The sequence below is a fragment of the Cyanobium sp. PCC 7001 genome (assembly GCF_000155635.1).
In the GTDB taxonomy this organism is placed as follows: Bacteria; Cyanobacteriota; Cyanobacteriia; order PCC-6307; family Cyanobiaceae; genus NIES-981.
In genome coordinates, this window is record NZ_DS990556.1 from 1,430,629 (window position 1) to 1,457,355 (window position 26,727).

At 71.7% G+C, this 26,727-nt stretch carries 28 protein-coding genes, 1 tRNA gene and 1 riboswitch; of the genes, 13 read left to right on the forward strand and 16 right to left on the reverse strand.

Annotation, left to right across the window (positions count from 1 at the left end; genetic code table 11):
- Window positions 1-1,631, reverse strand: a 1,631-nt coding sequence (locus CPCC7001_RS14435) for a NuoF family protein (RefSeq protein ID WP_304411993.1), incomplete at its 3' end; no start/stop codon positions are given.
- A gap of 8 nt (window positions 1,632-1,639) precedes the next feature.
- Window positions 1,640-2,176 (reverse strand): NAD(P)H-dependent oxidoreductase subunit E, encoded by a 537-nt coding sequence (locus tag CPCC7001_RS07050; protein ID WP_006910346.1) that lies wholly within the window; start codon window positions 2,174-2,176, stop codon window positions 1,640-1,642.
- A 92-nt stretch (window positions 2,177-2,268) separates the two neighbouring features.
- On the opposite strand from CPCC7001_RS07050, the gene CPCC7001_RS07055 reads away from it, so the two are divergent.
- Entirely contained in the window at window positions 2,269-3,213 is a 945-nt protein-coding gene (locus CPCC7001_RS07055; RefSeq protein ID WP_043368749.1) for a histone deacetylase, read from the forward strand.
- Here CPCC7001_RS07055 and CPCC7001_RS07060 read toward each other — a convergent pair whose 3' ends face one another.
- The 5 genes from CPCC7001_RS07060 to CPCC7001_RS07080 form a co-directional block, all read right to left on the reverse strand.
- Complete coding sequence (locus tag CPCC7001_RS07060; RefSeq protein ID WP_006911471.1) at window positions 3,214-6,030, reverse strand: bifunctional acetate--CoA ligase family protein/GNAT family N-acetyltransferase; 2,817 nt, start codon at window positions 6,028-6,030, stop codon at window positions 3,214-3,216. It lies immediately after the preceding gene.
- Between the two features lie 150 nt (window positions 6,031-6,180).
- Window positions 6,181-6,399: a hypothetical protein gene (locus tag CPCC7001_RS07065; RefSeq protein WP_043368750.1), complete on the reverse strand. Its 219-nt coding sequence runs from the start codon at window positions 6,397-6,399 to the stop codon at window positions 6,181-6,183.
- Between the two features lie 93 nt (window positions 6,400-6,492).
- Window positions 6,493-7,470 (reverse strand): tRNA glutamyl-Q(34) synthetase GluQRS, encoded by a 978-nt coding sequence (gene gluQRS / locus CPCC7001_RS07070; RefSeq protein ID WP_043368752.1) that lies wholly within the window; start codon window positions 7,468-7,470, stop codon window positions 6,493-6,495.
- A 51-nt stretch (window positions 7,471-7,521) separates the two neighbouring features.
- Window positions 7,522-7,797, reverse strand: a complete 276-nt coding sequence (locus CPCC7001_RS07075) for an HU family DNA-binding protein (RefSeq protein WP_006911342.1) — start codon at window positions 7,795-7,797, stop codon at window positions 7,522-7,524.
- A gap of 162 nt (window positions 7,798-7,959) precedes the next feature.
- Entirely contained in the window at window positions 7,960-8,673 is a 714-nt protein-coding gene (locus CPCC7001_RS07080) for an MBL fold metallo-hydrolase (RefSeq protein ID WP_006910089.1), read from the reverse strand.
- 124 nt (window positions 8,674-8,797) lie between these two features.
- Between CPCC7001_RS07080 and CPCC7001_RS07085 the strand changes: the two genes are divergently transcribed.
- Window positions 8,798-10,867 (forward strand): glycogen-debranching protein, encoded by a 2,070-nt coding sequence (locus tag CPCC7001_RS07085; RefSeq protein WP_006911234.1) that lies wholly within the window; start codon window positions 8,798-8,800, stop codon window positions 10,865-10,867.
- A 104-nt stretch (window positions 10,868-10,971) separates the two neighbouring features.
- Here CPCC7001_RS07085 and CPCC7001_RS07090 read toward each other — a convergent pair whose 3' ends face one another.
- A complete protein-coding gene (locus CPCC7001_RS07090; protein ID WP_006909149.1) occupies window positions 10,972-11,118 on the reverse strand; it encodes a chlorophyll a/b-binding protein in 147 nt (48 codons plus the stop codon).
- Between the two features lie 57 nt (window positions 11,119-11,175).
- Complete coding sequence (locus CPCC7001_RS07095) at window positions 11,176-11,388, reverse strand: hypothetical protein (protein ID WP_006909497.1); 213 nt, start codon at window positions 11,386-11,388, stop codon at window positions 11,176-11,178.
- A gap of 192 nt (window positions 11,389-11,580) precedes the next feature.
- Between CPCC7001_RS07095 and CPCC7001_RS07100 the strand changes: the two genes are divergently transcribed.
- The 6 genes from CPCC7001_RS07100 to CPCC7001_RS07125 all read left to right on the forward strand — a co-directional run bounded on the left by CPCC7001_RS07100 (window position 11,581) and on the right by CPCC7001_RS07125 (window position 17,303).
- The gene (locus tag CPCC7001_RS07100; RefSeq protein WP_006911249.1) at window positions 11,581-12,285 is read left to right on the forward strand and encodes a DoxX family protein; all 705 of its coding nucleotides are present in this window, start codon (window positions 11,581-11,583) and stop codon (window positions 12,283-12,285) included.
- Window positions 12,286-12,450: 165 nt separating this feature from the next.
- Entirely contained in the window at window positions 12,451-14,640 is a 2,190-nt protein-coding gene (locus CPCC7001_RS07105; RefSeq protein ID WP_006909445.1) for a PhoX family phosphatase, read from the forward strand.
- Window positions 14,641-14,681: 41 nt separating this feature from the next.
- Window positions 14,682-14,939 (forward strand): hypothetical protein, encoded by a 258-nt coding sequence (locus CPCC7001_RS15775; RefSeq protein ID WP_006911239.1) that lies wholly within the window; start codon window positions 14,682-14,684, stop codon window positions 14,937-14,939.
- Window positions 14,936-15,499, forward strand: coding sequence for a pyridoxamine 5'-phosphate oxidase family protein (locus tag CPCC7001_RS07115; protein ID WP_006911603.1), 564 nt, complete (start codon window positions 14,936-14,938; stop codon window positions 15,497-15,499). The genes CPCC7001_RS15775 and CPCC7001_RS07115 overlap by 4 nt, the downstream gene beginning before the upstream one ends.
- Window positions 15,500-15,540: 41 nt before the next feature.
- Window positions 15,541-16,536 carry an ArdC family protein gene (locus CPCC7001_RS07120; protein WP_043368753.1) on the forward strand — a complete coding sequence of 332 codons (996 nt, stop codon included), beginning with the start codon at window positions 15,541-15,543 and terminating at the stop codon, window positions 16,534-16,536.
- Window positions 16,527-16,667, forward strand: a riboswitch (cobalamin riboswitch). It overlaps the preceding gene by 10 nt.
- Before the next feature lie 27 nt (window positions 16,668-16,694).
- Entirely contained in the window at window positions 16,695-17,303 is a 609-nt protein-coding gene (locus CPCC7001_RS07125) for a HupE/UreJ family protein (RefSeq protein WP_006909528.1), read from the forward strand.
- Here CPCC7001_RS07125 and CPCC7001_RS07130 read toward each other — a convergent pair.
- Window positions 17,304-17,374 (reverse strand) — tRNA-Gly (locus tag CPCC7001_RS07130). It lies immediately after the preceding gene.
- Between the two features lie 80 nt (window positions 17,375-17,454).
- Here CPCC7001_RS07130 and CPCC7001_RS07135 point away from each other — a divergent pair.
- From CPCC7001_RS07135 to plsY, 5 genes are all read left to right on the forward strand, one after another.
- On the forward strand, window positions 17,455-18,861 hold the full coding sequence (locus CPCC7001_RS07135; protein WP_043369716.1) for an MFS transporter: 1,407 nt from the start codon (window positions 17,455-17,457) through the stop codon (window positions 18,859-18,861).
- A complete protein-coding gene (locus CPCC7001_RS07140) occupies window positions 18,858-19,634 on the forward strand; it encodes an ABC transporter permease (protein ID WP_006909917.1) in 777 nt (258 codons plus the stop codon). The genes CPCC7001_RS07135 and CPCC7001_RS07140 overlap by 4 nt, the downstream gene beginning before the upstream one ends.
- Before the next feature lie 136 nt (window positions 19,635-19,770).
- Window positions 19,771-20,238, forward strand: a complete 468-nt coding sequence (locus CPCC7001_RS07145; protein ID WP_043368754.1) for a DUF3119 family protein — start codon at window positions 19,771-19,773, stop codon at window positions 20,236-20,238.
- Window positions 20,231-21,193 (forward strand): DUF3086 domain-containing protein, encoded by a 963-nt coding sequence (locus CPCC7001_RS07150; protein WP_006911816.1) that lies wholly within the window; start codon window positions 20,231-20,233, stop codon window positions 21,191-21,193. Before CPCC7001_RS07145 ends, CPCC7001_RS07150 begins: the two co-directional genes overlap by 8 nt.
- 34 nt (window positions 21,194-21,227) lie before the next feature.
- Window positions 21,228-21,902, forward strand: a complete 675-nt coding sequence (plsY, locus tag CPCC7001_RS07155) for a glycerol-3-phosphate 1-O-acyltransferase PlsY (RefSeq protein ID WP_006910222.1) — start codon at window positions 21,228-21,230, stop codon at window positions 21,900-21,902.
- Here the strand turns inward: plsY and proC are convergent.
- The 6 genes from proC to der all read right to left on the reverse strand — a co-directional run bounded on the left by proC (window position 21,899) and on the right by der (window position 26,701).
- The gene (gene proC, locus CPCC7001_RS07160) at window positions 21,899-22,717 is read right to left on the reverse strand and encodes a pyrroline-5-carboxylate reductase (RefSeq protein ID WP_006910184.1); all 819 of its coding nucleotides are present in this window, start codon (window positions 22,715-22,717) and stop codon (window positions 21,899-21,901) included. The two genes, plsY and proC, sit on opposite strands and share 4 nt — an antisense overlap.
- Before the next feature lie 65 nt (window positions 22,718-22,782).
- A complete protein-coding gene (locus tag CPCC7001_RS07165; protein WP_006911558.1) occupies window positions 22,783-23,334 on the reverse strand; it encodes a cell division protein SepF in 552 nt (183 codons plus the stop codon).
- Window positions 23,335-23,357: 23 nt separating this feature from the next.
- On the reverse strand, window positions 23,358-24,056 hold the full coding sequence (locus tag CPCC7001_RS07170) for a YggS family pyridoxal phosphate-dependent enzyme (protein ID WP_043368756.1): 699 nt from the start codon (window positions 24,054-24,056) through the stop codon (window positions 23,358-23,360).
- A gap of 31 nt (window positions 24,057-24,087) precedes the next feature.
- Window positions 24,088-24,354, reverse strand: a complete 267-nt coding sequence (locus tag CPCC7001_RS07175) for a PipX family protein (RefSeq protein WP_006910746.1) — start codon at window positions 24,352-24,354, stop codon at window positions 24,088-24,090.
- Window positions 24,355-24,377: 23 nt separating this feature from the next.
- Entirely contained in the window at window positions 24,378-25,325 is a 948-nt protein-coding gene (locus CPCC7001_RS07180; protein ID WP_006910650.1) for a CbiQ family ECF transporter T component, read from the reverse strand.
- 11 nt (window positions 25,326-25,336) lie between these two features.
- A complete protein-coding gene (gene der / locus CPCC7001_RS07185) occupies window positions 25,337-26,701 on the reverse strand; it encodes a ribosome biogenesis GTPase Der (RefSeq protein WP_043368758.1) in 1,365 nt (454 codons plus the stop codon).
- Window positions 26,702-26,727: the final 26 nt, after the last annotated feature.

A 26,727-nucleotide genomic window follows, 5' to 3' on the forward strand; every position in this document is an offset into this window, starting at 1 on the left:
AGCAGACAGGCATCGAGCGGCTCGCACTGGGCCGGCTCGCGGCAGGCCGCCTGGTACTCCTGGCGGAAGTAGCGCAGGGTGCTGAGCACCGGATTGGGAGCCGCCTGGCCCAGGCCGCAGAGGCTGGTGGCGCCCACCATGCCGCACAGCGCCTCGAGCCGCTCCAGATCACCCAGCGAGGCGCGCCGCTCCACGAAGCGATCCAGCAGCTGCAGCAGCTGCACCGTGCCGGCTCGGCAGGGCACGCACTTGCCGCAGCTCTCGTTGACGCTGAAGCGCATGAAGTGGCGCGCCACCTCCGGCATGGCGGTGCGCTCACCCATCACCACCAGCCCGCCCGAGCCCATCATCGAGCCCAGGGCGCGCAGGCTTTCGTAGTCCACCGGGGTGTCGAGCAGGTGGGCGGGGATGCAGCCGCCGGAGGGGCCGCCGGTCTGCACCGCCTTCACACCGCCGTCGGGCCCCTCGCCGCCGGGCACGCCGCCGCCGATGGTCTGCACCACCGTGCGCAGGCTGGTGCCCATCGGCACCTCCACCAGCCCCGTGCGCTCCACCGCCCCGGAGAGGGCGAACACCTTGGTGCCCTTGCTGCCCTCGGTGCCCATGGCCGCATACCAGTCGCCCCCCTCCCGCAGGATCACCGGAATCGAGGCCAGGGTTTCCACGTTGTTGATCAGGGTGGGCGCACCCCACAGACCCACCTGGGCGGGGAACGGCGGCCGCGGCCGCGGCGTGCCGCGCTGTCCCTGGATCGAGGCCAGCAGGGCCGTTTCCTCGCCGCACACGTAGGCGCCGGCCCCCACCCGCACCTCCAGGCGCAGGTTGAAGGAGCTGCCGGCGATCCCGTTCCCCAGCAGCCCCTTGCTGCGGGCCTGCCTGAGGGCCAGCCGCAGGCGCTCGATCGCCAGCGGGTACTCGGCCCGCACATACACGTAGCCCTGGTCGGCCCCCACCGCGAACGCGGCGATGGCCATGCCCTCGATCAGCCGGTGGGGATCGCTCTCCAGGACGCTGCGGTCCATGAAGGCGCCGGGGTCGCCCTCGTCGGCGTTGCACACCACCGTGCGGGGCCCGGGCGGCTGCAGGGCCACCGTGTCCCACTTCAGGCCAGTGGGATAGCCCGCACCGCCGCGGCCGCGCAGGCCGCTGCGCTTCACCTGATCGCGCACCTGCTCAGGGGTGCACTCCAGCAGCACCCGCTTGAGCTGGGCGTAGCTGCCGTGGGCCAGGGCATCGTCGATCGACTCGGGGTTCACCACGCCGCAGCTCTCCAGCACCACCGCCTTCTGCAGGGCGAAGAAGGGGTGGGCGGGATCGAGACGCTGGGCGGCCAGCCCATCCGCAACAGCGGTGGCCAGGCCGGTGGCCGCCTCCAGCAGGGCGGGGGCCTGCGCGGGGGTGAGGTCGGCGTAGAGCTCGGTGCTGGCGGTGCCGGGAGCTTCACCCGTGCGGTCGAGCGCCACCAGGGGGCCGCGGCCGCACAGCCGCAGGCAGCCCACCGGCTTGATCGTCACTGCGTCGGCGGCGCCACCCAGCTGATCCCTGGCGGCGAGCAGGGCCGAGCGCAGGGCCTCGGCCCCGGCAGAGCGGCAGCCGCTGGCGGCGCAGCAGCGCAGATGCAGCTGGGACATGCCACTCATCACACCCCTCCGCCGGAGCCAGCCTCCGCAGAGGCCGTCAGCCCCAGGGCCGCCAGGCGCCCGTCCAGCGCCGCCGGGTCGTCCATCGGCAGGCGCGGCTCCATCTGCCCGTCCACCACCAGCACCGGGGCCTGGCCGCAGGCCCCCAGGCAGCTCACGTGCTCGAGGGCCCAGTTGCCATTGCCGGCGGGATCGTCGAGCTGGAGCCCGAGGCGCTGCTCCAGGCGCGCGGCCAGCTCTCCGCCCCCCTTCACGAAACAGGCGGTGCCGAGGCACACCGCGCAGCGGTGGGCGGTGGGCGCCTCCAGCCGGAACAGGTGGTAGAAGCTGGCCACCCCGTGCACCCGGGCCAGGGGCAGCTTCAGCTCCCGCGCCACCTGCTCCAGGGCTCCCGGCGGCAGGTAGCCGTAGAGCTCCTGCACCTGGTGCAGCACCTCGATCAGGGCATCGGCGCGGCCGCGCTGCTGGCGGATCAGCCGCGTGGTGCGCTCCACCGCCTGGGGCGGCAGCTCGGCCAGGGTCGGGGGCGCGGGCATGGCTGGCGCCTCAGGGAGCTACTCCTTCCCTAGCCAGCGCCGCGACCGCTGTCAGCGATTGTGGGGAGAGGGATGTCTGGAGGTGGCAACGGGTGGGGGCCACGGCACTGGTGATCGATCCGGCCTTCCGGCTGCACGACACGGGGCCCGGACATCCCGAGTGCCCGCAGCGGCTGGAGGCGATCAGCGGTGAGCTGGAACGGCGTGGCCTGCGCCAGCGGTGCACAGCGCTGGCGGCGCGGCCCGCCACCGATGCCGAGCTGCTCCGCTGCCACACGCTCGCCTACCTGCAGACGGTGCGGCGCGAGGTGGCCTACGGCGCCGCCGTGCTCTCCACCGGCGACACCGCCATCGGCGAGGCCTCGGAGGATGTGGCCCGGCTGGCGGCCGGCGGCAGCCTGGCGGCGGTGGATGCCGTGCTCACCGGCGCCGTGACCCAGGCCTTCGCCGTGGTGCGGCCGCCCGGGCACCATGCGGAAGCTGCCCGCGGCATGGGCTTCTGCATCTTCAACAACGTGGCCCTGGCCGCCAGGCACGCCCAGGTGATCCACGGCCTCGAGCGGGTGCTGATCCTCGACTGGGACCTGCACCACGGCAACGGCACCCAGGCCATCTTCTGGCGTGACGCCAGCGTGCTCTATGCCAGCACCCACGAATGGGGCAACTACCCGGGCAGCGGCGCCGCCTCGGAACGGGGCGCCGGGCCTGGGCTGGGTTTCACCGTGAACTGCCCGTTGCCGCCCGGCACCGACGGTGCCGCCGTGCTGGGGGCCCTGGCCGCGGCAGTGGAGCCCGTCGCCGATCGGTTCCGGCCCGAACTGGTGCTGGTGTCGGCGGGCTTCGACGGCCACCGGGGCGATCCCCTGGGTAGCTTCCAGCTGACGGATGGCGACTACGGCGACCTCACCCGCTTCTGCCTGGCCATCGCCCGGCGGCACGCCGGCGGGAAGCTGGTGTCGGTGCTGGAAGGCGGCTACGGACTGGCGGGCCTGGCCGGCAGTGCCGCCGCCCACGTGGAGGCGCTGCTGGCGGGCTGATCAGGTCCTGGGAGATGCCGCGGCCAGGTCGATCCAGGCCTCGACCGCCTCGGGGGTGGAGCGCTGGCTGAAGCCGAGCTTGCCGCACACCCGCTGCATGGCCCGGTTCTCATGCAGGATCTCCGCCTTCACCCGGTCCACCCCCTCCTCGCGGCCGATGTGCAGCAGCTGGGCCAGCAACTCGGTGCCCAGACCCTGGCGCTGGTAGGGGTCGCTGATCAGCATCGCGAACTCGGCCTCGTTGCAGCCGTGCAGCCGGCTGAGCCGCCCCACGGCCAGGATGCGGTGCTCACCGGAGTCGGGATCGCGCCGGTCCACCACCAGGGCCAGCTCCCGCTCGTAATCGGTGAAGCAGATGCGCAGCAGCCGCTCGTGGGCGGTGCGGTGGCTCAGGGCCATCATGTGGAAGTAGCGGAAATACACGCTCTCCTCCGACAGCGTGCGGTGGAAGGCCACCAGCAGCGGCTCATCCTCCGGACGGATCGGCCGGATCGTCACCGGGGTGCCGTCCTGCAGGTGCCAGTGGCGCACGTACTGACTCGGATAGGGGCGGATCGCCGGCCGGGGCAGATGACAGCTGGCACCGGCCACCGGATGGATCACGATGCGCGCATCCACCGCCACTAGGGGCTGGCGGGCATCACCCGGCCGCACCAGCAGCGGGTTGATGTCGATCTCGCGGATGGCGGGCTGCTCCAGCACGAGCCGGCTGAGGCGCACCAGCAGCCGTTCCAGGCCCTCCAGATCCGCCGGCGGGCCGCCCCGCACCCCCTGCAGCGCCCGGAACACGCGGGTCTGCTCCATCAGCCGCCGCGCCAGGGTGGTGTTCAGGGGCGGCAGACCCACCGCGCTGTCCCGCGACACCTCCACGAGGGTGCCGCCGCTGCCGAACAGGATGACAGGGCCGAACTGGGGATCGAGGCTGCTGCCCGCGATCAGCTCCAGGCTGCCCTGCCGCTGCAGCATCGGCTGCACGCTCACGCCGTCGAAGGCCTGGGGGCCGAACTGCTCAGGGATGCGGCGGGCCATGGCATCGAAGGCCGCCGTCACGGCGGCGGGACTGGCCAGATCCAGCCACACGCCCCCCACATCGCTCTTGTGGGTGATGGTGCGGCTGTTCAGCTTCAGCACCACCGGGTAGCCGATCGCCTCGGCGGCCGCGCAGGCCTCGGCCGCCGTTGCGGCCAGCCGGGTCTCCAGCACCGGGATGCCCGCAGCGGCGAGCACCTGCTTGGCCTCGGCCTCGCTGAGCAGCTCGCGGCCCTCCTCCTGGGCCTGGCGCAGCAGCCGGGCCCCAGCGCCCGGGCCTGGCGCCTCGCCGTCGCCCGGCGCCAGCGCAGCCTCCTGGTCCATCTCCTGATCCGACTCCGGCAGCAGCACCGGGGTCTCGTAGAGGCCGCGCAGGTTGTAGCCGAAGGTCCAGAGGGACACGAACAGCCGGGCGGCGGCATCGGGGTAGGGATTGGTGGCGATCCCGGCCGCGTTGAGGATCGCCGCGCCACTGGCCACCTCGTCGCCCCCCATCCAGCTGGCGATCAGGGGCTTGTGGCTCCCCTCCGCCAGCTCCCGCAGGCGCTGGGCCGTGGTGGTGGGATCGGTCATCGCCTGGGGCGTGAGGATCACCAGCAGCCCGTCGCTGCCGGGATCATCCAGGGCGATGCGGATGGCGCTGGCGTAGCGCTCGGGATCGGCGTCACCCAGGATGTCGATGGGATTGCCATGGCTCCACTGGCCCGGCAGCACCGCATCGAGGGCCTCCACACCGGCGCTCGAGAGCTGGGCCAGCTGGCCACCGCTGAGCACCAGGGCATCGGTGGCGAGCACCCCCGGCCCGCCAGCGTTGGTCACGATCGCCAGGCGCGGACCGCTGGGCACCTTCGGCTGCTTGGCGAGCACGTCGGCCAGATCGAAGAGATCCGAGAGCCGGTCCACCCGCAGCACCCCGCAGCGCCGCAGCGCCGCCTCCAGCACCGCGTCGCTGCCGGCCAGCGAGCCGGTGTGCGAGGCCGCGGCCCGGGCGGCCTCGTCGGTTCGGCCGCCCTTGATCAGCACGATCGGCTTGGTGAGGGCCACCTCCCGCGCCGCCGACAGGAAGGCCCGGGCGTCGCCCACGGCTTCCATGTACACCACGATGCTGCGGGTGGCGGGGTCGTCCCCCAGGTAGGTGATCAGATCGCCCCAGCCCACATCGAGCATCGAGCCCATCGACACGAAGGCGCTGAAGCCCACCCCCTGGCGATGGCTCCAGTCGAGTACCGCCGTGCAGATGGCGCCGGACTGGCTCAGAAAGCCCACATGGCCCGGCGCCGCCATGCCCGAGGCGAAGGTGGCGTTGAGCCCGAGGCGGGGATTCATCAGCCCCAGGCAGTTGGGGCCGAGCAGCCGCATCCCCGACCCCCGCAGGATCTGGCGCAGCCGACTCTCGAGCGCCACGCCCTCCGCCCCCACCTCCCGGAAGCCCGCCGAGATCACGATCGCCGCCTTCACCCCCGCGGCAGCGCACTCCTCCAGGCGGGCGGGCACCGTGGGCGCCGGGGTGGCGATCAGGGCCAGATCCACCGGCTCGGGGATCTCGGCCACGCCGGCGCAGCAGCGCACCCCCAGCACGCTGTGCCGATGCGGGTTCACCGGATACACCGTGCCGCCGAAGGGTGAGCGGATCAGGTTCCAGAGCTGGGTGCGCCCCACGCTGCCCGGCCGCTCGCTGGCCCCCACCACCGCCACGCAGGCTGGCCGGAACAGGGAGGACAGGGGCTGGCGCTCACTGCGGAGGATGTCATAGGTGGGATCGGTGCTGCGGCCCCGGGCGTCGGACATGGCGGACTGACAACAGCGGGCTGGGACCAGCAGGCTGGAATGATGGAACTCCCTGACCCGTGACGATGTACACCGATTGGACGGCTGTGATCCTGCTGCTGCTGACGGCTGTACCCCTGGCCGTGGTGGTGGCGGCCGCCGCCTTCTTCATCAGGCAGCAGAAGACGACATCGCGGCGCTGATCGGAGTCACGGTGGGACGTGGGGTCGGCACGGGCAGCCGACCCTGACCGAGGCACTCCAGGCAGGTGCGGAAGCGCTGGTCGTCGAGGCGCAGGATGCCGCTGCCGCCGCAGTGGCTGCAGCTCCGCTCGGCCCGGCGGGGGGCATGCACGGACTCGAGAGGGGCCAGCCTGGCTTCGGTGTTCATCAGCGCGGCCCGTTGGGACCGACAGGGTGCATCACCAGTGTGCGCGGATTTGCACACACCATTCCCGAAACCTTCCTTAAGCCTCTATTGGCTTCAAGCGGCCGGCCGGCTGCGCAGCTCCTGCAGCAGTTCCGGGGCGCTGAGGCGGGAGCCCGGCGGCACCAGGTCGACACTGGCGGCCAGCAGGCCGATCACCCCGGCCGCATCCAGCCCCCGCTGCCGCAGACCCGCCAGTCCCTCGGCCCCCTCGCGCTTGCTCAGCCGCTGGCCTGAGGCCGGATCACACCAGAGCGGCCCATGGGCGTACACAGGAGGGTCCGCTCCCAGCTGGGCCATCACCGCCACCTGGGCGGCCGTGGAACGCCAGAGGTCGGCCCCCCGAACCACAGCGCTGATGCCGAGCGTGAGCTCATCCACCGCCGTGGCGAGGTGGTACGCCAGAAACCCGTCGGCCCGGCGCAGCACCACATCCCCCACCGCGCTGGCGGCGTCCAGGTCTCCCGGAGCCGCATGCAGCCCCAGCCGCCCATGCTCCCGCCAGCGGATCCGCCCCGGCGGCAGCCGCAGCCGCCAGCTGGGCAGGCGGCCCTGTTCCGGCCCCCACCGGGGCGCAACGGTGCGGCAGAACCCTGGATACACGGCCCAACCGCCGTGGGGGGCGGACACGTCGGCCAGCAGCCGCCGGCTGCAGCGGCAGGGGTAAAGGCGGCCATCCCGGCGCAGGGCCGAGAGCACCGTGCCGTAGAGCCCCCGGCGCTCGCTCTGGCGCCACAGCGGCCCATCCCAGTGAAGGCCCAGCCAGCGCAGGTCGTGCAGGATCTCCTCTTCGGCTCCGGCGCGGTTGCGGGGGGTGTCGAGGTCGTCGAGCCGCAGCAGCCAGGTGCCGCCGGCCAGCCGGGCTTCCAGCCAGCTCAGCAGGGCCGTGCGCAGGTTGCCGCGGTGCAGGGAGCCGGTGGGGGAAGGGGCGAACCGGCCCCGGTACCCCCGCGACCGCCGATCCAGACCGGCCTGGATCTGCTGCTGCACATGGGCAGGAAGCGCGGCGGGAGGCACGGACAGACAGGAAGGCATGAAAAAAGCGGCCCGGGGGCCGCTGGTGCCGTCGGGCGGATCAGGAGAGGCTCAGCCCTGCACGCGATCCTTGAACATCTTGCCGGCGGTGAAGGCCGGAACCCGCTTGGCCGGGATCTTGATCTTCTCGCCGGTCTTGGGGTTGAGGCCCTGACGGGCGGAACGCTCGCGCGGTTCGAAGGAACCGAAACCGAGGATGGACACCTTTTTTCCTTCCACCACCGAATCGATGATGGTCTCGATGGCAGCGTCGACGACCTGGGAGACGTCGGTCTTGGTCAGCTCGGTGCGGGCGGCCACGAGGTTGACGAGGTCAGCTTTGTTCATGGGAGCGGGGTAAGCCTCTGGGGCGCGATCGAAGCGGCGGCGGGGGCGCCGTGCGGGGCATCAGCGCGCCAATGGTATGGGCCACACCCCGGGACTGCAACCAAGAAGCTCGCTGCTGCAACGGTTTTGGTGCCGGATTACCCCAACGCGGGTGTGCGGGGGTTATGGCGCCCCGCTGCCAGCGGCAGCCGGAGGGCCCAGATCGAGGGCCTCCAGCACGGCGGCGCCCCGCGGAACCAGTTTCTCGCCGCGCAGGGCTCCGAGCCCGCCGCCACAGGCGATCCAGCGGGGTGAGTCCGGCGGCAGCCACTGGCGCAGCGTGGCCAGGCTGCGCAGCTGCCGAGGCCAGTGAAAGGTGCGGGCGGTGCGCAGCGGCGCCACGGCCCCCACGCCCACGGGAGCCAGCAGCCGGCCGCAGAACAACACATCGAGGTCCTGCTGGCCCACGTGCAGCACGCAGGCACCGGGCGTCGACCCCGGGGTCCAGAGCAGGCGAACGCCGGCAGCCAGATCGTGGCCGGCGCCGAAACGCTGCAGCCGCTCCACCCCCGGCAGCAGGTAGGCCTCCTGCTCCTGCACCAGCACCGGCCAGCCCAGGGCCTGCTGCCAGCGCCGGCAGCGGCCGTGGCCCTCCCGGCTGGTGAGCACGAGCAGCCCGTCCCCGCCACGCCCGGCCAGCCAGTCGAGGTTGGCCTGGCTGTAGCCGGGGCAGTCGATCAGCAGATCGAAGCCCAGGCCGGAGCGGTCGCCCTCCAGCAACCAGCTGCTGCCCCCCTGGCTGTCGCGGCTGGGGGCGAACAGCCAGAGCCCCGGCAGCACGGCCAGCGGTGGACGGCCGGCCTCCGGAGCATGGGCGAGCACGGACACCTGGGCCAACAAGACGGTGATGTCTAGTTTGTGGGCGCACTGACCGGAGCCGTTGTCAGCCCCATCCATCTCGGCACCGGCGCAGCCGGCCCCGCCACCAGGGGGTGCCGCCGCCCACCCGGCCGCGGGAACGGTGCATCCGGGCCGCCCCTGGCCCCTCGGGGCTTCCCTCACCAGCCGTGGGGTGAATTTCTCGGTGGTGGCGCCGCTGGCCACCAGCCTGGAGCTGCTGCTCTTCAGCCACGGCGAGGCCAGCGAGCCCTTCCGGGTGGTGAAACTCGGTCCCACCCACCGCTCCGGTGACCACTGGCACGTGGAGGTGGAAGGCCTGGGGCTGGGCACCTGCTACGGCTACCGGGTGTTCGGGCCGCTGCAGCCCGGGGGCCACAGCTTCAACCCCTCGAAGGTGCTGCTCGATCCCTGTGCCCGGGCGATCGCCGGCTGGGGCACTTACCGCCGCAGCGCGGCGGTGGGGGCGGCGCCGAACGCGGCCCACTGCCTCAAGGGGGTGGTGACCGAGCGCGACCGCTTCGATTTCGAGGCGGCGCCGCGACCGCGCCACAGCTGGCAGCGGAGCGTGATCTACGAGCTGCATGTGGGCGGCTTCACCCAGGGGGCAGGCTGCCCGGTGAGCCGGGAGCGCCAGGGCACGTTGCTGGGGCTGATCGAGGCCCTGCCGGCCCTGAAGGAGCTGGGCATCACCGCGATCGAGCTGCTGCCGGTGATGGCCTTCGATCCCAGCGATGCCCCGGCCGGGCGGTTCAACCACTGGGGCTACAGCCCGGTGAGCTGGATGGCCCCCCATCCCGAGTACCTGGTGGGCGACGATCCCCTCAGCGGCCGCGACCAGGTGCGCCAGCTGGTGACGGCCTGCCACCAGGCCGGCATCGAGGTGCTGCTGGACGTGGTCTACAACCACACCAGCGAGGGCAACCAGAACGGTCCCACCCTGAGCTGGCGCGGCTTCTGCGACCGGCTCTACTACCAGCAGAACGCCCTGGGCGACTACCAGGACGTGAGCGGCTGCGGCAACACCATCGCCGCCAACCGTCCGCTGGTGCGGCGGCTGATCCTCGAGTCGCTGCGCTGCTGGGCCGTGGAGCTGGGGGTGGACGGCTTCCGCTTCGATCTGGGCATCGCCCTCAGTCGTGGCGACAACCTCGCTCCCCTGGCCGCGCCGCCCCTGTTCGAGGCGATGGAGGCCGACCCCGACCTGGCCGATCTCAAGCTGATCAGCGAACCCTGGGACTGCGGCGGCCTCTACAAGCTGGCCGACTTCCCGGCCCGGCGCGTGGCCACCTGGAACGGCCGCTTCCGCGACGACCTGCGCCGCTTCTGGAAAGGGGATGAGAACTGCGCCTGGGCCGTGGGCCAGCGGCTCAGCGGCAGCCCCGACCTCTACCACCACGTGCCGGTGCATCCGGGCCAGGCCATCACCTTCCTCACCGCCCACGACGGCTTCACGCTGGCGGATCTGGTGAGTTTCAACGGCAAACACAACCTGGCCAACGGGGAGGACAACCGCGACGGCGACAACCACAACAACAGCTGGAACCACGGTGTGGAGGGTCCCAGCACCGACCACGCGATCACCAGCCTGCGGGAGCGTCAGCTGCGCAACCTGCTCAGCAGCCTGCTGCTGTCCCCCGGGGTTCCCATGCTGCTGATGGGCGATGAGGTGCGACGCAGCCAGGGGGGCAACAACAACACCTGGTGCCAGAACAATCCCCTGGGCTGGATGCACTGGCAGCCGGACAAGCACGATCTGGCTCTGCGCCTGTTCGTGCGCAGGCTCCTGGCCCTGCGCCGCCAGCTGGTAGATCTGATCAACCCGGAATTTCCGCTGCCGGATCGACCCCAGCGCCGTCAGGACGACCCGGTGCACCGCTGGCGCCAGTGGCACGGGGTGGAGATCGGCCGGCCGGACTGGGCCGGCTGGTCCCACACGGTGGCCTGGAGCGTCAACGACAGCATCGACGGCCCCCTGCTCTGGTGCGCGATGAACGCCTACAGCAAGGCAGTTCACTTCGATCTGCCGGTGTCCACCTCGGGATGGATGCGGGTGATCGACACCGGCCTGCCCCCCGGCGAGGACCTGCCGGCTGCACCCCAGCGCTGGTCGCCTGGTGGCATTCCGCTGGAGAGCCGCAGCCTGGTGCTGCTGGTGGCGCGGCGGCGGCTGGCGGGGGTGGCGCTGCCCTGAGACGGTCGCCTCGAGCCGAGCATCGCGCCCGGCCCATCAAAAACGGCGGTGCCCCGAAAGGGACACCGCCGCGGGTGGCTGCGAAGCGGCTGGACCTGGGTGGATCAGCCGAGGCCGATCTGGCCGAGGATGCCCTGGCCGGTGAGCAGTTCGGTGGCCAGACCGATGGTGAAACCGAGCATGGCGAGGCGGCCATTCCAGGTCTCGGCGAAGGCGACGAAACCGAAGCGGGAGGTGGTGCTGTCAGACATGGTTGCGCGGGATTGCGAAACGTGAAGAAATCCTAACTGCCTGGAGCGGATCTGGGGTCAGCCTGCAGAAAAGGATCGCGCTGAGCCTGGACGCTGGGCCAGGCGGCAGCCCAGCTGGATCACGCCCTGGTCAAGAAGCCGGCCGAGGCGAACGGCCGCGGCCTCCTCCACCCGGGAAAACAGGTTCTGACGCTGGGCCAGCCAGCTCAGTTCGGACGGCGTGATCACCCCGGTGGACACCGACTCCAGGAAGAGCTCTCCGACGGTCATGGTGCTGTTACGAAGTGTAAACATTGTGCCACGGCTTTTTGCGCCGGGGCGATGGCCGGTGCACCCAGGCAGCGTCCATCCGGGCTGGCGCCGCACGGCCGCCCCGAGGCGGAACGCCGTTCAGGAACAGCTTCACGTTCCGTTACGTGGCTTGCCAGAGTTCTCACACACCATTCCTCCCCTTCGCGGTCGATGTCCACCCTTCAACTGCTGGAAGGTCTCGCCGGCTTCGCGGCGGCCTGTCTGGCGCTGTGGTTCCTGCGCCTGAACCGCTCCGACCTGGATGCCTCCCGGGCCGGCAACGCCGTGCTCTCAGCCGGTCCAGCCGCCGGTCCGCTCACCCAGCTGGTGCAGCGCCCGGCCGTGCGCGGCCTGCTCGGGCGCTACGTGCTCCAGCGCGGCACCCTCGCCGATGCCGGCCTGTTGATCCTGCGCGTGGCGATCGGCCTGATGATGATTCATCACGGCCAGGACAAGCTCGGCAATCCTCAGGCCTTCGCCGACACCTACGTGGCCCCGCTCCACCTCCCCTTTCCCCTCGTGCTCGCCTGGGTGGCCGGCCTGTCCGAGGTGATGGGCAGCTGGCTGCTGATCCTGGGCCTCCTCACCCCCCTCGGGGCCCTCGCCATCGCCGGCACCATGAGCGTGGCGGCCTACCACCACATCCTCACGGCCGGCCTCAACATCTACGTGCTGGAGCTGGTGGTGCTCTACCTGGGCGCCAGCCTGGCCCTGCTGCTGCTGGGTCCTGGCCGTTTCTCCTTCGACGGTGCCATCACCGCCGAACTGCTCCAGGCTCCCGAGGTTCAGGCTCCCGAGGTTGAGCCTCCCCAGCACACCGGCTCCACCTCCGAGCAGGCCGTCGCGCCCTCCCTGGCCCAGATCGGTGGGGTCTGAAGGGGTCGGCTAGCCGTACTGACAGGCCGGCCGAACGGATCTATCACTGAATCAGAGGCCAAGACCGGGGCAGCGCGAGCCCTGCAACAGGCCCAAGGGCGCTCGACACGGGGCGCCCTTCTTCATGTGAACCGCTCGCGGCACTCTCCCTTGCCAGCCCCAGCCATGAACCGCCGCGCCCTGCTGGTGTTGCTGGGCCTTGGCACCGGCACGGCCACCCGGGCGATGGCCCGGTCCCGCAGCCTCACGACCGCCGGGCCAGCCCCGGGGAGGGGCGCCACCCGAGCCCTCCCCTTCCGGCCGGTTCCCACGCCCCTGCCGCTCCCAGGTGACGGCCTGCCGGCCGCCCAGCAGCGCCGCCAATACGGCCGGGCAAGCCTGCAGGACCGGCTGGTGGTACCTGAGGGCTACAGGGCCGACCTGCTGGCCGTGTGGGGTGATGCCCTCGGGACGGGGACGTTCGGGTACAACAACGATCACCTGGCGTTCCTGGCGCTGGGGCCCGACGCGGCCCTGCTCACGGTGAACTTCGAGTACATCAGCGCCAGACCCTGGGCGGAGGGGCTGGATGAGGCCCGCGGACTCAGCCTGCCGCTGGAGCCGCTGCGGGCCGCCCTGGCGGACCGGGACGGTAGCGTGGACGCCACGGCTCTCGGCGCTGCCGATCCCCTGCTGGCGATGGTGCGCACCGTGGCCGCGGTGGCCCTGGAGGAGCTGGGCATCGGCGTGGCGGAGCTGCGGCGGGAACCGGACGGACGCTGGCGGCGGCAACCCGGACGCTTCGATCGCCGCATCTCCGGCCTGAGCGGGCGGGAGGATCCCGCCCAGCGCCTGCGGGCCAGCGGGCCGGCGGCGGCGGTGTTCCGCGCCCCCCGGCGCCTCGGCTACGACGATGGCCTCGGCGATCGGATCATCGGCACCTTCGCCAACTGCGCCGGCGGCACCACCCCCTGGGGCACGGTGCTGAGCGCCGAGGAGAACGTGCAGAACGAGGTGTGCGAGGAGGTGTACGCCGACGGCTCCTCGCCCGATCCCTCACGGCTGCCCTTCCGCTGGGATGGCCGGCGCCTGAGCGGCCTGGGCAATCCATTCCGACTGGCCGGCAACAAATACGGCTGGATCGTGGAGGTGGATCCGCGCCGGCCCCAGCGGCCACCGGTGAAACATACGGCTCTGGGGCGCTTCCGCCACGAGGCAGTGGCGGTGAAGGCCCAGGCCGGCCAGCCCCTGGTGGTGTATTCCGGCTGCGACCGGCACGGCGGCCACCTCTACCGCTTCGTCAGCGACGCCCGGATCGAGGACCCGGAGGATCCGGCCAACTCCGGGCTGTTCGCCCAGGGACGGCTGGACGTGGCCCGCTTCAGCCCCGATGGCCGCGGCCACTGGATTCCGCTGCAGCCCGGCACCCGCCTCGACCCACCACGGCCGAGCCACTACCGGCGCTGGACGCTGGACCAGCCCACCCTGCTGCCCCACCCCGACCGCCGCCTGCCCGGCGCCATCGCCCTCGCCACGGACGGGGAGGTAAAGGGCTACCTCCGGCAGTACGCCACGCTGGCCGACCTCTACCCCGGCGAGGGCGAAGCGAGGCTCGGCGCGATCCTGATCGACGCCCATCTCGCCGCCAACGCCGTGGGCGCCACCGCCACGGCCCGCCCGGAGGACACCGTGATCGACCCCACCACGGGCGATCTGCTGATCGCCTTCACGGCCGGGGGGGGCGAGGAGCCGGTGGGGCGGGCCGATCCCGCCATCTTCTTTGGCCCCTCGGGCGAGCCCACCTGGCCCCACGGCTGGGTGATGCGGCTCACGGACGTCACCCCTGCCCACGACAACCCGCCACGGCCGACGCGGAGCAATGGCTTCCGCTGGCGGATGGTGGCCGTGGGCGGTCCGCCCTGGCAGGGCGGCCTGGGCTTCGCCAACCCCGACAACCTGGAGGTGGACCGCTCCGGCAACGTGTGGATCATGACCGACCGCTCCTCGCGCCTGGCCAGCGGCGATCCCTTCGGCAACAACAGCTGCTGGGTGCTGCCCAAGCGCGGGCCGGCCCGGGGCGAGGCCCTCTGCTTCGCCACAGGCCCCATGGAGTGCGAGCTCACCGGCCCTTGCTTCGACGAGCCGGAGCACACGCTCTTCCTGGCCGTGCAGCACCCCGGCGAGGTGAGCGGCACCCGCAGGGGCCATGCCGCCGACAGCGTGCGCACCCGCCTGGTGGATCGCAGCGGCAGCCCCTTCGTGCAGGAGCGATCGGTGCCCAGGGGCTCGAACTGGCCCTCCGGCGTGCCGGACCGGCCACCCCGGCCCGGGATCGTGGCGATCCGCCGCTCGACGGGCGGGCCATTGCTGCCGTAGGCGGGCCGTTGCCGCCAGCATGGATCCGCTGCTCCCCGACCATGCTCCCTCCCTGTCCCCTCTGCCCGTTCGGCGGCCCGGCCCTGGTGGCCAAGATCGCCGGGCTGCAGGCCACGGTGCTGCTCCTGCTCACCCTGCTGATCAAGGCCCAGATCCGCATCAAGACCGCGTCGGCCATCGGGCTGCTGCTTCTGGCCCTGCAGACCCTGGCGTTCCTGGCCGTGGGCGGTGCCCTGGGCGCTGCAGCCGCCGGGGCCGCGGCCATCGCGTTCCAGCGCCGCCAGCCCCAGAGCGCGTGAGCGACCTGCCCCCCTGGCGCCCCCTGCTCAAGGGGGCCCGCCAGCGCGAGGGCCGCTCCCCGGCAGCCCGCTGGCTCCAGCTCGCCAACGTGGCCGCCGACGGCACCCCACGGGTGCGCACCCTGGTGTTCCGGGGCTGGGCCGATGGCGCCACACTCGATCTGCTCACCGATGGCCGCAGCGCCAAGGCCATGGAGCTCCGCCACCAGCCGGCGGTGGAACTCTGCTGGCTGCTGAGCCGGGCCCGCTGCCAGTTCCGGCTGCGCGGTGCGGTGATGGACCTGCCGGCCCCGCTGGATCTGCAGGAGCGGCAGCGGCACTGGCGGGCTCTGAGTCCCGCCGGCCGCGCGCTCTGGGGCTGGCCCCCGCCGGGGGAACCGCTGGATCCTGGAGCGGCCTTCCCGACGGAACTGGCCGACGACGCCCCGATGCCGCCGCAATTCCAGCTGGTGCGGATTCCGCTCGAGCAGGTGGAGCTGCTGGAGCTGGTGGGGCACCCCCATCGCCGCCGCCGCTGGCGGCGCCACCAGGCCTGGAGGGAAGAGCCGCTCAATCCCTGAGCCGGCAGGTGGCACTGGGATCCCAGTTCGCCCGGCCGCCCATGCCCTCCGTTTCCTCCGCAGAGCACACGCTGGTGGCCTCCCTGATCGCCCTGATGGAGGCCGGCACCACACCGTGGCGGCGCCCGTGGGACGCCAACGGCGGCGGCCACCACGTGAACCTGCTGTCGGGCCGCCGCTACCGCGGCGCCAATCCGATCCTGCTCACCCTGGGGATGCACGGACGGGGCTCGCGGCTGCCCTACTGGTGCGGCTTCGCCGAAGCCCGCGCCCGCGGCCTGGTCCCCCGGCGCGGATCCAAGGCCGTGCACGTGCTCCGCCCCCAGCTGTCGCCGGCCCGGCTTCAAGAACCTCTCCACGCCGCTGACGGCGATGCCCATGCCGACGCCGACACAGGCGCCGCCCCCGCCCAGCAGGCCTGGATCCGCTTTCGCCCCGTGGCGGTGTTCAATGCCGCTGATCTGGTGGGCGACGACCTGGTGGCCCTGATCGCGCAGCGACGCTTCTGCGAAGGACTCGATCAACGGCCCGAACCCGAACGGCTGGCCGGCGCCGAGGCGGCGCTCGGGGGCTGGGCGGTGCCGGTGAGCCATGGCGGTGATCGGGCCGCCTACCTGCCCCAGCTGGATCGGATCCAGCTGCCCGAGCGCGGTGCCTTCAGCAGCGCCAGTGCCTTCTACGCCACCTGGGCCCACGAAGCCATCCACTCCACGGGCCATCCCAGCCGCCTGAGCCGCGACCTCTCGGGCCGCTTCGGCTCAAGGGCCTATGCCCGCGAGGAGCTGGTGGCCGAGCTGGGTGCCGTGCTGCTGGGGGATCGGCTCGAGATCGGCAGCCAGGTGGAGCACCATGCCGCTTACCTCAGCCACTGGATTGGCCTGCTGCGGGAACGTCCGCAGGTGCTGGTTCAGGTACTGGCCGAGGCCCGGTGGGCCGCCGATCTGATCGCGCCCGACCCCGTTTCGCCGCCCAAAGCACGGGAATCCGGGGAAGAACCGGCGGGAAACAGCCAGGTTGCCCACTGCCGCGCAGAATGAGCGGGAACGGTTTCCGCGGTTCACCCCAGGAAGTCAAGGAGGAAAGCCCGGTGCAAGTCCGGCACTGTCCCGCAGCTGTGAGGGAGCCCGGCTCCCGAGTCAGAACGCTCGCCGTTCCACCTGTTCCTTTCTGCCCGGCGCGGACACCGGGAGAATCCATGCCTCAGTTCCAGAGCACCCGTTCCCTGGGCGTGCTGGCGGCCCTGGCCACCGCCATGGCGCTGCTGGCGGGCCAGCCGGCCCAGGCCCACAGCGTCGCCAGCGGAGGGCTGGCGTCCGGTTTCCTGCACCCCCTGGCCGGCACCGACCACCTGCTGCTGCTGATCGGGGTGGGCGCGGCGGCCTCCTACATCTCCTCCCAGCTGCTGATCTGGGGACTGGCCGGCGCCCTGATCGGCGCTGTGTTCGGGGCCACCGGCGGGGGGCTGCCCGCCGCCGAGGTGCTGGCCGCCGCGGCGGTGCCCGCCGTGGCCTTCATGGTGCTGAGCGGCCACAGGTCCAGCAAGGCTCCCGCCCTGGGAGCCTGCGGATCGCTGATCGCCGCGGCCGTGGCGGTGCACGCCATGCTCCACGGCCAGGAAGCCCCCGCCGGTGCGGCCTCCGCCCTGTGGTGGGCCGGATCCTTCTCCGCGTCCCTGCTGGTCAGCGGCGGCAGCTGTCTGCTGCTGCGCCGCCTGCCCGCCGGCTGGACGACGGCGATCGCGCTGCTGCTGGCCGTGTACGGCGGCTGGATGGTGCTGGCGCCGCTGGGGCTGGTGGCTCGCTGAAGCGGGCGGCGGGAATCGAACCCGCATCATCAGCTTGGAAGGCTGAGGTTTTACCACTAAACTACGCCCGCAGCAGTACAGACGTACTGTCGCTGCCCCTGTGGGGCTCGGTCATTATGGCCTGCGTCCTGAACGCTCCTCCCCCAAGCCCTTGGCGCCCACCGCTCGCGAAGCGCCTCCGGCATCGGCGCCCCCCACGGATGCGGCCGACCTGCGCGGCGGAGCCCGTCAGCGTCTGCTCTGGGCCTACGGCCTCGGCGATGCGGGCACCGGCATGGGGGCCTCCCTGATCGGCTTCTACCTGCTGCGGTTCTATGTGGCCGCCGGCCTGCCCCCCTGGCTGGCCGGTCTGGCCTACGGGCTGGGCCGCCTCTGGGACGCCGTGAACGACCCCATCGTGGGCTGGCTCAGCGACAAGACCTACAGCCGCTGGGGGCCGCGGCTCCCCTGGATCCTCTGGAGTGCGGCCCCCCTCGGGGTGGCCATGGCCGCCATGTGGTGGCTGCCTCCCTGGCAGAACGTGTGGACCAAGTTCACCATCTTCCTGCTGATCTCGGTGGTGGCCAACAGCCTCTACACCTGCGTCAACCTCCCCTACACGGCCCTGGCCGCGGAGCTCACCACCGACGTGTCGCTGCGCACGCGGCTCAACACGGCCCGCTTCACCGGTTCGATCCTGGCCACGGTCACCGCGGCGCTCCTGGCCGGCGTGCTGGTGCGCAACCTCAGCGACGCCAGCAGCTATCTGCCGGTGGGCCTGGTGGCGGGGCTGATCATCACGGCCTCCGCCCTCCTCTGCGGCTGGGGGCTGATGCCGGCGGCCCGGCAGTGCCAGCGGCCGGAACGGTCCACGGGCACCACCCGGCGGCTGCTGCGGCGGGTGCTGCGCAACGGCCGCTTCGGCATGGTGCTGGGGCTCTATCTCCTGCTCTGGTGCTCCCTGCAGCTGATGCAGGCGGTGTCGCTGTTCTTCCTGCCGGTGGTGATGGAGGTGCCCGAGGGCATCAGCAAGCTGATCCTCCTGCCGTTCCTGGTGAGCTCCCTGGGCGGCCTCTGGCTCTGGACCGCGGTGTCCCACCGGTGCGGCCGCCTCACGGCCCTGCGCTACGGCGGTGGCCTCTGGATCGCCGCCTGCCTGCTGGTGATGCTGCTCCAGCCCCTGGACAGCACCCTCGGGGCGTTGGCCTGGCCGGGCAATGCCATCAAGATGCTGCTGCTGCTGGGCACGATCGTGGTCGCCGGCATCGGCGCCTCCACCGCCTACCTGATCCCGTGGTCGCTGCTGCCCGATGCGATCGATGCCGATCCGGAGAAACCCGCCGGCCAGTACAGCGCCTGGATGGTGCTGGCCCAGAAGGTGTGCATCAGCGTGGTGATCGCCCTGCTCGGGGTTCTGCTCACCGCCAGTGGCTATAACGAGGCCCTGCCCAACCCGGAGCAACCCGCCAGCGCCCTGGCGACCATCCGGCTGTGCATGGGCCTGATCCCGGCACTGCTGGTGGTGCTGGGCCTGGTGGTGATGCGCCACTGGCCCCGCCGTCTGCCCCGGTCCGCATGAGCCGCTCCTTCACTCAGTTCAGGCCGCTTCGCCTGCCCCGCTGGCTGCAGCGGCTGAGCGTGAGTTGCATGATCGGCGGCCAGGCAATCAGCGCCATCGCCCGGGGCCGCATCGGTCTCAACGACCTGATGCAGGAGCTGCTGGAGGCCGGGCCTGGCAGCTTCCTGATCGTGGTGATCACGGCCCTGGCAGCCGGCACCGTGTTCAACATCCAGGTGGTGGCCGAGCTCTCCAAGCAGGGCGCGAATGCCGCCGTGGGTGGCCTGCTGGCCCTGGGCCTCTCCCGCGAGATCGCCCCCCTGCTCACCGCCACCCTGCTCACCGGCAAGGTGGCCACCGCCTATGCCGCCCAGCTCGGCACCATGAAGGTGACCGAGCAGATCGACGCCATCACCATGCTGCGCACCGATCCGGTGCAGTACCTGGTGGTGCCCCGGGTGCTGGCGATGGTGGTGATGGCGCCGGTGCAGTGCCTGCTGTTCTTCGGTGTGGGGATCTGGTCGGGGCAGCTCAGCAGCTCGCTGCTCTACAACATTCCCCCCAGCGTGTTCTGGACCTCGGTGCGCACCTGGATGCAGCCGGAGGATCTCCCGTTCATGCTGGTGAAGGCCCTGGTGTTCGGCCTGCAGATCGCCGTGATCGCCTGCGGCTGGGGGCTCACCACCCGGGGCGGCCCCAAGGAGGTGGGCACCAGCACCACCGGCGCCGTGGTGATGATCCTGGTCACGGTGGCGCTGATGGATGCCCTGCTCACCAAGGTGCTGTTTGGTTGATGGTGTTTGGTTGATGGGGTTCGGTTGCTGCTCTTCCCTGAACCACGGCCCTTGATCTATGGCCGCCGATGTCCGGCCTCTGATGCACCGAGCCCGATGCCAGATCACTGATGCCCCGTCCCCGTTGCTCCCCACCATGACGAACCCTCCAACCTCCCCTTCGGATGCCACCGCTGCCGACCTCCCGAACCGGGCTGCGCCGCAGCCTGCCGCTGAGGACGGCACCCTGCCGGCCCACTACGGCGTGGCCCTGGGGGTGGTGGGGGTCGGCCTGGCCTGCCTCGGTCTGACACCTCTGTGGGCCGGGGCCCTCTGGCTGAGCCTGGCGGTGAGCCTGCTCGGACTGTTCCTGGTGGTGCAGACCGCCCTGCTGCGGCTGGAATTCCAGGAGGAGGCCCTGGTGGTGTGGCGCCAGGCCGTGCTGCTGCGCCGGTTCCCCTACAGCGCCTGGAAGAACTGGCGTCTGTTCTGGCCGGGATTGCCGGTGGTGTTCTATTTCCGCGAAGAGCAGAGCCCGCACCTGCTGCCGCTGTTGTTTGATGCCAAGGCCCTGCGCCAGCAACTCGACCGTCATCTGAGCCACCTCCCTGCCCCCGATGCCTGACGAGCCCATCCCCCAGCCGGCCCCCACCGGCGAAGCCGGCCCACCCGCCGACACCAGCACCGACCATCCCGGCAGCACTGCTGGCCAGGCTCCCGACACGGACTGGCAGCAGCTGGCCCTGGCGGAGCTGCGTCAGCAGCGAACCCAGCTGGAGGAGGAGATCAGGCAGCTGGAGGCCCGCCGGGATCAGATCAACCGCGAGATCAGCAGCAGTTTCGCCGGCCAGGCCGATGGCGTGGCCCGGCGCCTCAAGGGCTTCCAGGACTACCTGGTGGGGGCCCTGCAGGACCTGGCGGTGGCCGCCGAGCAGGTGGAGCTGGTGCCCCAGCAGGTGCTGGTGGCCCCGTCGGCCCTCGATGCCGCGGCCCAGGCAGCGGGGGAGCCTGCGCCGGCGCAGCCGGTGGCCGCCGCCGGGCTGTTCAGCGCCGATGAGGCCCTGATCCGGGAACGGCTGGCGGCCTTCCAGGGCCAGCCCGACTTCTACGCCGACCCGTGGAAGCTGCGCCGCAGCCTGGAGACCGGTGCCGCCGCCAGCCTGGACAGCTGGTTTCTCGAACAGGGCGGCCGGGGGGCCCAGCCCAGCAGCGGCAGCCGCAGCCGCAACGCCCTGGTCACGGCCGCCGCCGTGGCGATCCTGGGGGAGCTGTACGGCGACCGGTTCCAGACCCTGGTGCTGGCCAGCCAGCCCGAGCGGCTCGGCGAGTGGCGCCGCATCCTGCAGGACAGCCTCGGCCTGGAACGGGAGGACTTCGGCCCCACCAGCGGCATCGTGCTGTTCGAGCGGCCTGACGCCCTGATCGAACGGGCCGACCGGCTGGAGGAGCGGGGCGAGCTGCCCTTCATCGTGGTCGACGCGGCCGAGCAGGTGGTGGACATCCCGATCCTCCAGTTCCCCCTCTGGCTCGCCTTCGCACCGGGGCCGGGGGAGCTGATCGACGACGAAGAGCTCTACTGACCTCGAGCTCCATCCACCTCCCTCCCTGCGTTCCATGGCCCTGCCCCCCCTGCTGACCCTGGTGCTGCCGCTGCTGCTGGCGGGCTACCTGCTGGGCTCCATCCCCAGCGGCTATCTGGCGGGGCGGTGGTGGAAGGGCCTGGACATCCGCCAGGAGGGGTCCGGCTCCACCGGGGCCACCAACGTGCTGCGCGTGGTGGGCAAGGGTCCGGCCCTGGTGGTGTTTCTGGTGGACGTGCTCAAGGGCACCGCCGCCGTGCTCCTGGCCAAGGCGGTGCTGGAACCGCTGGGCCAGCCCCTGGGGCCCACGGGCTGGGCGATCGACAGCGGTGTGGTGGCGGCGGGCCTCGCCGCCCTGGCGGGCCACACCTGGCCCGCTTGGCTCGGCTGGCGCGGCGGCAAGGCTGTGGCCACGGCCCTCGGCATGCTGCTGGGCCTGGCCTGGCCCGTGGGCCTGGCCTGCTTCGGCGTGTTCCTCACCACCCTCACCCTCAGCCGCATCGTGTCGCTCTCGAGCGTGGTGGGCGCGGTGGCGCTGCCGCTGCTGATGCTCGGCTGGTTCCAGAGCCAGGGGCTGGGCGTGCGCTGGCCCTACCTGGTGCTGGCGCTGCTCACGAGCGGGCTGGTGATCTGGCGTCATCGCAGCAACCTGGCCCGGCTGCTGGCCGGCACCGAACCCCGGCTGGGGGACAAGGCGGGCAGCCGCTAGGGCACGCGGTCGGCGCCGAGCTCCCGGCTGCGTTCAGCCGCCGCCAGCACCGCCTCGATCAGGGCTGAACGCAGGCCGGCACGCTCCAGCTGGCGCAGGCCGGCGATGGTGGTGCCCGCCGGCGAACTCACCATGTCCTTGAGCTGGGCGGGATGGAGCTCCTGCCCCTGCAGCAGGGCGGCACTGCCCGCCAGGGTGCGGTGGGCCAGGTGCTGGGCCAGCAGCCGCGGCAGACCCGCCGCCACGGCCCCATCGGCCATCGCCTCGGCAACCAGGGCCACGAAGGCGGGGCCCGAGGAGGTGAGCGCCAGGAAGGCATCCAGCTGGGATTCCGGCAGTCGGTGCACCTCGCCCACCTGGGCGAACAGGCTCTGGATCAGATCCCCCTCCGAGGTGCTCACCTCAGACGCCAGGCTGAGGCCGGTGAGGCCCTGCCCCACCAGGCAGGGGGTGTTGGGCACGGCCCGCACGCAGCGCCAGCCCGGGAACAGCCGCTGCAACCGCGCCAGCGGGACACCGGCCAGCACCGATACGAGCACACCGGTGCAGCCCACCGGCGCCGCCGCCGCCGCGGCGGCGGCCGCCGCCGCCAGCTGCTGGGGTTTCACCGCCAGCAGCACCACAGGCGCCATCCAGGCTTCCCTGGGGTCGGTGGCCACGGCCAGGCCGTACAGCGCCGAGAGCCGCTCGGCCGAGGCGGGGCTGGCCACCACGGCCCGCACCCCGCCGGGATCCACCAGGCCCGCCTGGATCAGGGGCACAAGCAAAGCCTGGGCCATGCGCCCGAGCCCGATCACACCGAAGGATGGCAACACGGCCGTGCCCGCAGGGGCGGACGGGGATGGGGAGCGGGCGTTCAGATCAGGGTTCAGATCGGAATTCAGATCGCGGTGTCCTGCCGGCCCCAGGCCGGGGACGGGGCTGCTTCCTGCTCGTGACCCAGATCCCGCGACACCGTGGTGGGCGACGACATCTCCTCACCACCAGCGGTGGTGACCGTGACGCAGCTGGGGGCGAACAGGAAGATGCTCTCCCCCACCCGCTCCTGGTGGCCGTCGATGGCGAAGGTGCCACCGGCCACGAAATCCACCGCGCGCTGGGCCTGGTCGGGCTCCATCATCGTGAGATTGAGGATCACGGTCTTGCGCTCGCGCAGGGCCTGGATCGCGCGCGGCATCTCATCGAAGCTGCGGGGCTCCATCAGGGTCACCTCCGCCGCGGAGGTGGAGAGCCCCGGCATGCCGATCACGTTGGTGCCGGCAAAGGGATCGTCCGTGGAGAAATCGGAGCTGAGGGCAAGCGCACTGCTCCGACTGGTGGGCGGGGCGGGGTCCTGCATCTCCTCGCCGGCGTAATCCAGCTCTTCGTCGTAGTCCCCATCGAGGTAGTCATCGCCGGAGACGACGGCACGCAGACGGGAGAACAACGACACGGAGCGATCCTCTTGGGGTGCTTTCATCCTGAATAGCGTCCCACGTCAGGGATCGCAAGATTCTGGGATGGGCGGTCACCAAAGAGGCTGCTGCCCAGCCGCACCCAGGTGCTGCCGGCGGTCACGGCCTCGGGCCAGTCGCCACTCATGCCCATCGAACGCTCCGGCAGACCCAGCTCGGCCGCCAGGGCGGCGCACTCCTGGAACAGGGCCCGTCGTTCAGCAGCCTCCAGCCCCATGGGGGCGATGGTCATCAGCCCGACAGGCCGCAGGGCCGGCAGAGCGGACAGCTCCTGCCAGCGGGCCCGCAGGGCCTCGGGCTCGAAGCCGGTCTTGGCGGGGTCGGGGCGGAACTTCACCTGGAACAGCACGGCCGGGCTGCGCTCCTCCTCGGCGGCGATGCGGGCCAGGCGCTGGGCCAGGGCCACGCTGTCCAGCGAGTGGATGGTGCCGAAACGGCGCAGCACCCCGCGGGCCTTGTTGGCCTGCAGCCGGCCGATGAAATGCCAGTCGAGCGGACCCAGATCGGCCAGAGCGTCCTGCTTGGCCATGGCCTCCTGGAGCCGGCTCTCCCCGAAGCTGCGCTGCCCGGCCGCCACGGCGGCGCGGATGGCGGCGGCGGGATGGCCCTTGCTCACCGCCAGCAGCCGGCAGCTGGGCGGCAGCTGGGCACGGATCGCCTCCAAGCGGGCTGCCAGGCCACGGTTCTCCGAATCCGGCAACCGAGCAGCTGCGGCTTCCGGGGCCGGACGATCAGATGAAGGTCTGGTCAAAGAGCTGTCGCCAGTGAGCCTGGGCCTCGGGCCCGTCGCGCCGGACCCGGGCCAGGTTCTGCTCGGCGTAGTGGCGGGCATCCATCAGGGGAACCACCTCGAAGCTGGCCCCCCTCGGCTGCAGGGTCACCACAAAGAAGATGCGCTGGGCATACAGCGTGGCGTACAGATCGCGCCCTTCCGCCACAGGGGCGACCCTGTAGAGCATCCCGAAGGTGGGGTGGTTGAGGTAGCGCTCGGTGGTCACTCAGCCGCGGGATCTGTGGGGTATTAAAGAGCACCGACTTTCCAACGGAGCACCAGCAGGATCGCCAGCACAACCGCGCCGAGCAGATTGCCGAGCCGGTACGGACGGCCGGGGCGGTGCAGCTGTTCGGCCGCCTGCCAGGTGCCGCCGCGGGCCAGCAGGGCCTCAGCCCCCTGTTCGGCCCGCAGCAGCAGGTTGGCCAGCAGCCGCTCACCCACCACCAGCACCAGCCCGAGGGACGGGCGCCAGCCCAGGCGCCGCAGGTTCACCGCCCGGGTGGCCAGGGCCCGCAGCAGGTTCTGCAGCTCCTCCTGCACCAGCGGCAGGAACCGCAGGGAGAGCAGCAGGGTGAATCCGAGCCGCTCCACCGGCCAGCCCAGGCGGGCCAGCGGCGCCAGCACCCAGCTGAACGACCACACCAACTGCTCGGGGGGCGTGCTGAGCAGCAGCAGATTGGCGCTGTGCACCAGGGTGAACAGCAGGGTGGCACCGTTGAGGCCGAGCTCGGCCGAGCGGCGGCTGATCACCAGCGGACCCAGCTCGATGGGCCCCAGCTCCACCGGTCCCCAGCGCACCAGATCCCAGGGGAGGCCAGACCGCTCCGGCGGTGCCTCCAGCGGTGAGCCCGTCACCAGCCGCACCTCCGCGGGGGGACGCTCCAGCGGGGCCGGCGCCACGCTGCCGGCGGGCAGCAATGCCGCCAGCCCGCCCACCAGCAGGGCCAGCACCAGCAGCAGGGGCAGGCTGCGGCGCCACAGCCGCCAGGGCAGGCCGCACACCGCGGTGATCAGCAGCAGCAGCCCTACCAGGCTCAGCCGCCAGATCGGCCCGGCCAGGATCGGGGTCACCAGGAAGGCCACGGTCCAGGCCAGCTTGAGGCGGGGATCCAGGGCCCGCAGCCAGCTGCGGCGGCCCGCCCCGGGGTCCTCGGCCACGAACTGGCCGATCGGCATCTGGCGCAGGATGTCCACCGGCAGGACGCTCAGCGGCCGCGATTCTGCTGGCGGGCGAGGTCGCGCTCGGCATCGCGCTGCTGCTTGCCCCGCCAGAACAGCTTGATCGGCGTGCCCTCGAAGCCCAGCCCCTCCCGGATCTGGCGCTCCACATAGCGGCGGTAGGTGTCGCCGAACAGCTTCGGGTCGTTCACGAACAGGGTGAAGCTGGGCGGCCGAACCGCCACCTGGGTGCCGTAGTAAAGGCGCCCCTGACGGCCGCCGCGGCTGGTGGGAGGCGTGCGCCAGCTGAGGGCCTCGGTGAGCACCTCATTCACCACCGAGGTGGTGACCCGGCGGCGGTGCTGCTCCACGGCCAGCAGCGCCAGGGGGAAGATGGCCTGCACCCGCTGGCCGCTGAGGGCCGAGGTGAACAGCATCGGCGCCCAGTCGAGAAAGTAGAGCTTGGCGCGGAGCTCCTTCTCCATCGCCGGCATGGTGTGGCTGTCCTTTTCAATGGCGTCCCACTTGTTCACCACCACCACGCAGGCACGCCCGTCCTCCTCGATGCGACCGGCGAGCCGCTGATCCTGTTCGGTGACGCCGTCGAGGGCATCGATCACCAGCACGCACACATCGCTGCGCTCGATCGCCTTGAAGCTGCGGTTGATGCCGAAGAACTCCGGCCCGTAGTTCACCGAACGGCGGCGGCGGATGCCGGCGGTGTCCAGCAGTTTCCAGGTCTTGCCCTCCCGCTCGATCGTGGTGTCGATCGTGTCGCGGGTGGTGCCGCGGATCGGGCTCACGATCGCCCGGTTCTCGCCGCACACCGCATTGAGCAGGCTGGATTTCCCCACGTTGGGGCGGCCGATGATCGCCAGCTGGATCGGCTCCTCCCCCTCCTCGTCCTGGGTGGGCGGGAGATGGCCGATCACCTGATCGAGCAGATCGCCGGTGCCGGCACCGTGGATGGCGGAGATCGGATGGGGCTCCCCCAGCCCCAGGCCCCAGAATTCGGCCGCCATGGCCAGGCCGGCCTCGGGCGACTCGCACTTGTTCACCGCCAGCAGCACCGGCACGTTCTGGCCCCGCAGCCAGGCGGCGATCGCCTCGTCGGCGGCGGTGCAGCCCTGCTGGCCGTCCACGATCACCAGGGCCACCGAGGCCTCGGCCAGGGCCAGGTTGGCCTGCTCGCGGATCTCGGGCAGGAATTCACTGTCGTCGTCGAACACCAGCCCGCCGGTGTCCACCACCCGGAAGGTGCGATCCCCCCAGAAGCCCTCCTGGTAGGTGCGGTCGCGGGTCACGCCGGGCTGGTCGTGCACGATGGCCTCGCGGCTGCGGCAGAGCCGGTTCACCAGGGTGGACTTGCCCACGTTGGGGCGGCCGATGATGGCGACGACCGGTAAGGCCAAAGGAGTTATCGCAACGTCTGTCGTGT

Bases quoted from the DNA above. Each gene is read 5' to 3' on its own strand.
- CPCC7001_RS07125 (WP_006909528.1), top strand. From the start codon at position 16,695: ATGCCTCAGTTCCAGAGCACCCGTTCCCTGGGCGTGCTGGCGGCCCTG.
- CPCC7001_RS07075 (WP_006911342.1), bottom strand. From the start codon at position 7,797: ATGAACAAAGCTGACCTCGTCAACCTCGTGGCCGCCCGCACCGAGCTG.
- CPCC7001_RS07065 (WP_043368750.1), bottom strand. From the start codon at position 6,399: ATGAACACCGAAGCCAGGCTGGCCCCTCTCGAGTCCGTGCATGCCCCC.
- gluQRS (WP_043368752.1), bottom strand. From the start codon at position 7,470: ATGCCTTCCTGTCTGTCCGTGCCTCCCGCCGCGCTTCCTGCCCATGTG.
- CPCC7001_RS07140 (WP_006909917.1), top strand. From the start codon at position 18,858: ATGAGCCGCTCCTTCACTCAGTTCAGGCCGCTTCGCCTGCCCCGCTGG.
- CPCC7001_RS07150 (WP_006911816.1), top strand. From the start codon at position 20,231: ATGCCTGACGAGCCCATCCCCCAGCCGGCCCCCACCGGCGAAGCCGGC.
- CPCC7001_RS07120 (WP_043368753.1), top strand. From the start codon at position 15,541: ATGCCCTCCGTTTCCTCCGCAGAGCACACGCTGGTGGCCTCCCTGATC.
- plsY (WP_006910222.1), top strand. From the start codon at position 21,228: ATGGCCCTGCCCCCCCTGCTGACCCTGGTGCTGCCGCTGCTGCTGGCG.
- CPCC7001_RS07100 (WP_006911249.1), top strand. From the start codon at position 11,581: ATGTCCACCCTTCAACTGCTGGAAGGTCTCGCCGGCTTCGCGGCGGCC.
- CPCC7001_RS07105 (WP_006909445.1), top strand. From the start codon at position 12,451: ATGAACCGCCGCGCCCTGCTGGTGTTGCTGGGCCTTGGCACCGGCACG.
- CPCC7001_RS07090 (WP_006909149.1), bottom strand. From the start codon at position 11,118: ATGTCTGACAGCACCACCTCCCGCTTCGGTTTCGTCGCCTTCGCCGAG.
- CPCC7001_RS15775 (WP_006911239.1), top strand. From the start codon at position 14,682: ATGCTCCCTCCCTGTCCCCTCTGCCCGTTCGGCGGCCCGGCCCTGGTG.
- CPCC7001_RS07050 (WP_006910346.1), bottom strand. From the start codon at position 2,176: ATGCCCGCGCCCCCGACCCTGGCCGAGCTGCCGCCCCAGGCGGTGGAG.
- CPCC7001_RS07095 (WP_006909497.1), bottom strand. From the start codon at position 11,388: ATGACCGTCGGAGAGCTCTTCCTGGAGTCGGTGTCCACCGGGGTGATC.
- CPCC7001_RS07060 (WP_006911471.1), bottom strand. From the start codon at position 6,030: ATGTCCGACGCCCGGGGCCGCAGCACCGATCCCACCTATGACATCCTC.
- CPCC7001_RS07145 (WP_043368754.1), top strand. From the start codon at position 19,771: ATGACGAACCCTCCAACCTCCCCTTCGGATGCCACCGCTGCCGACCTC.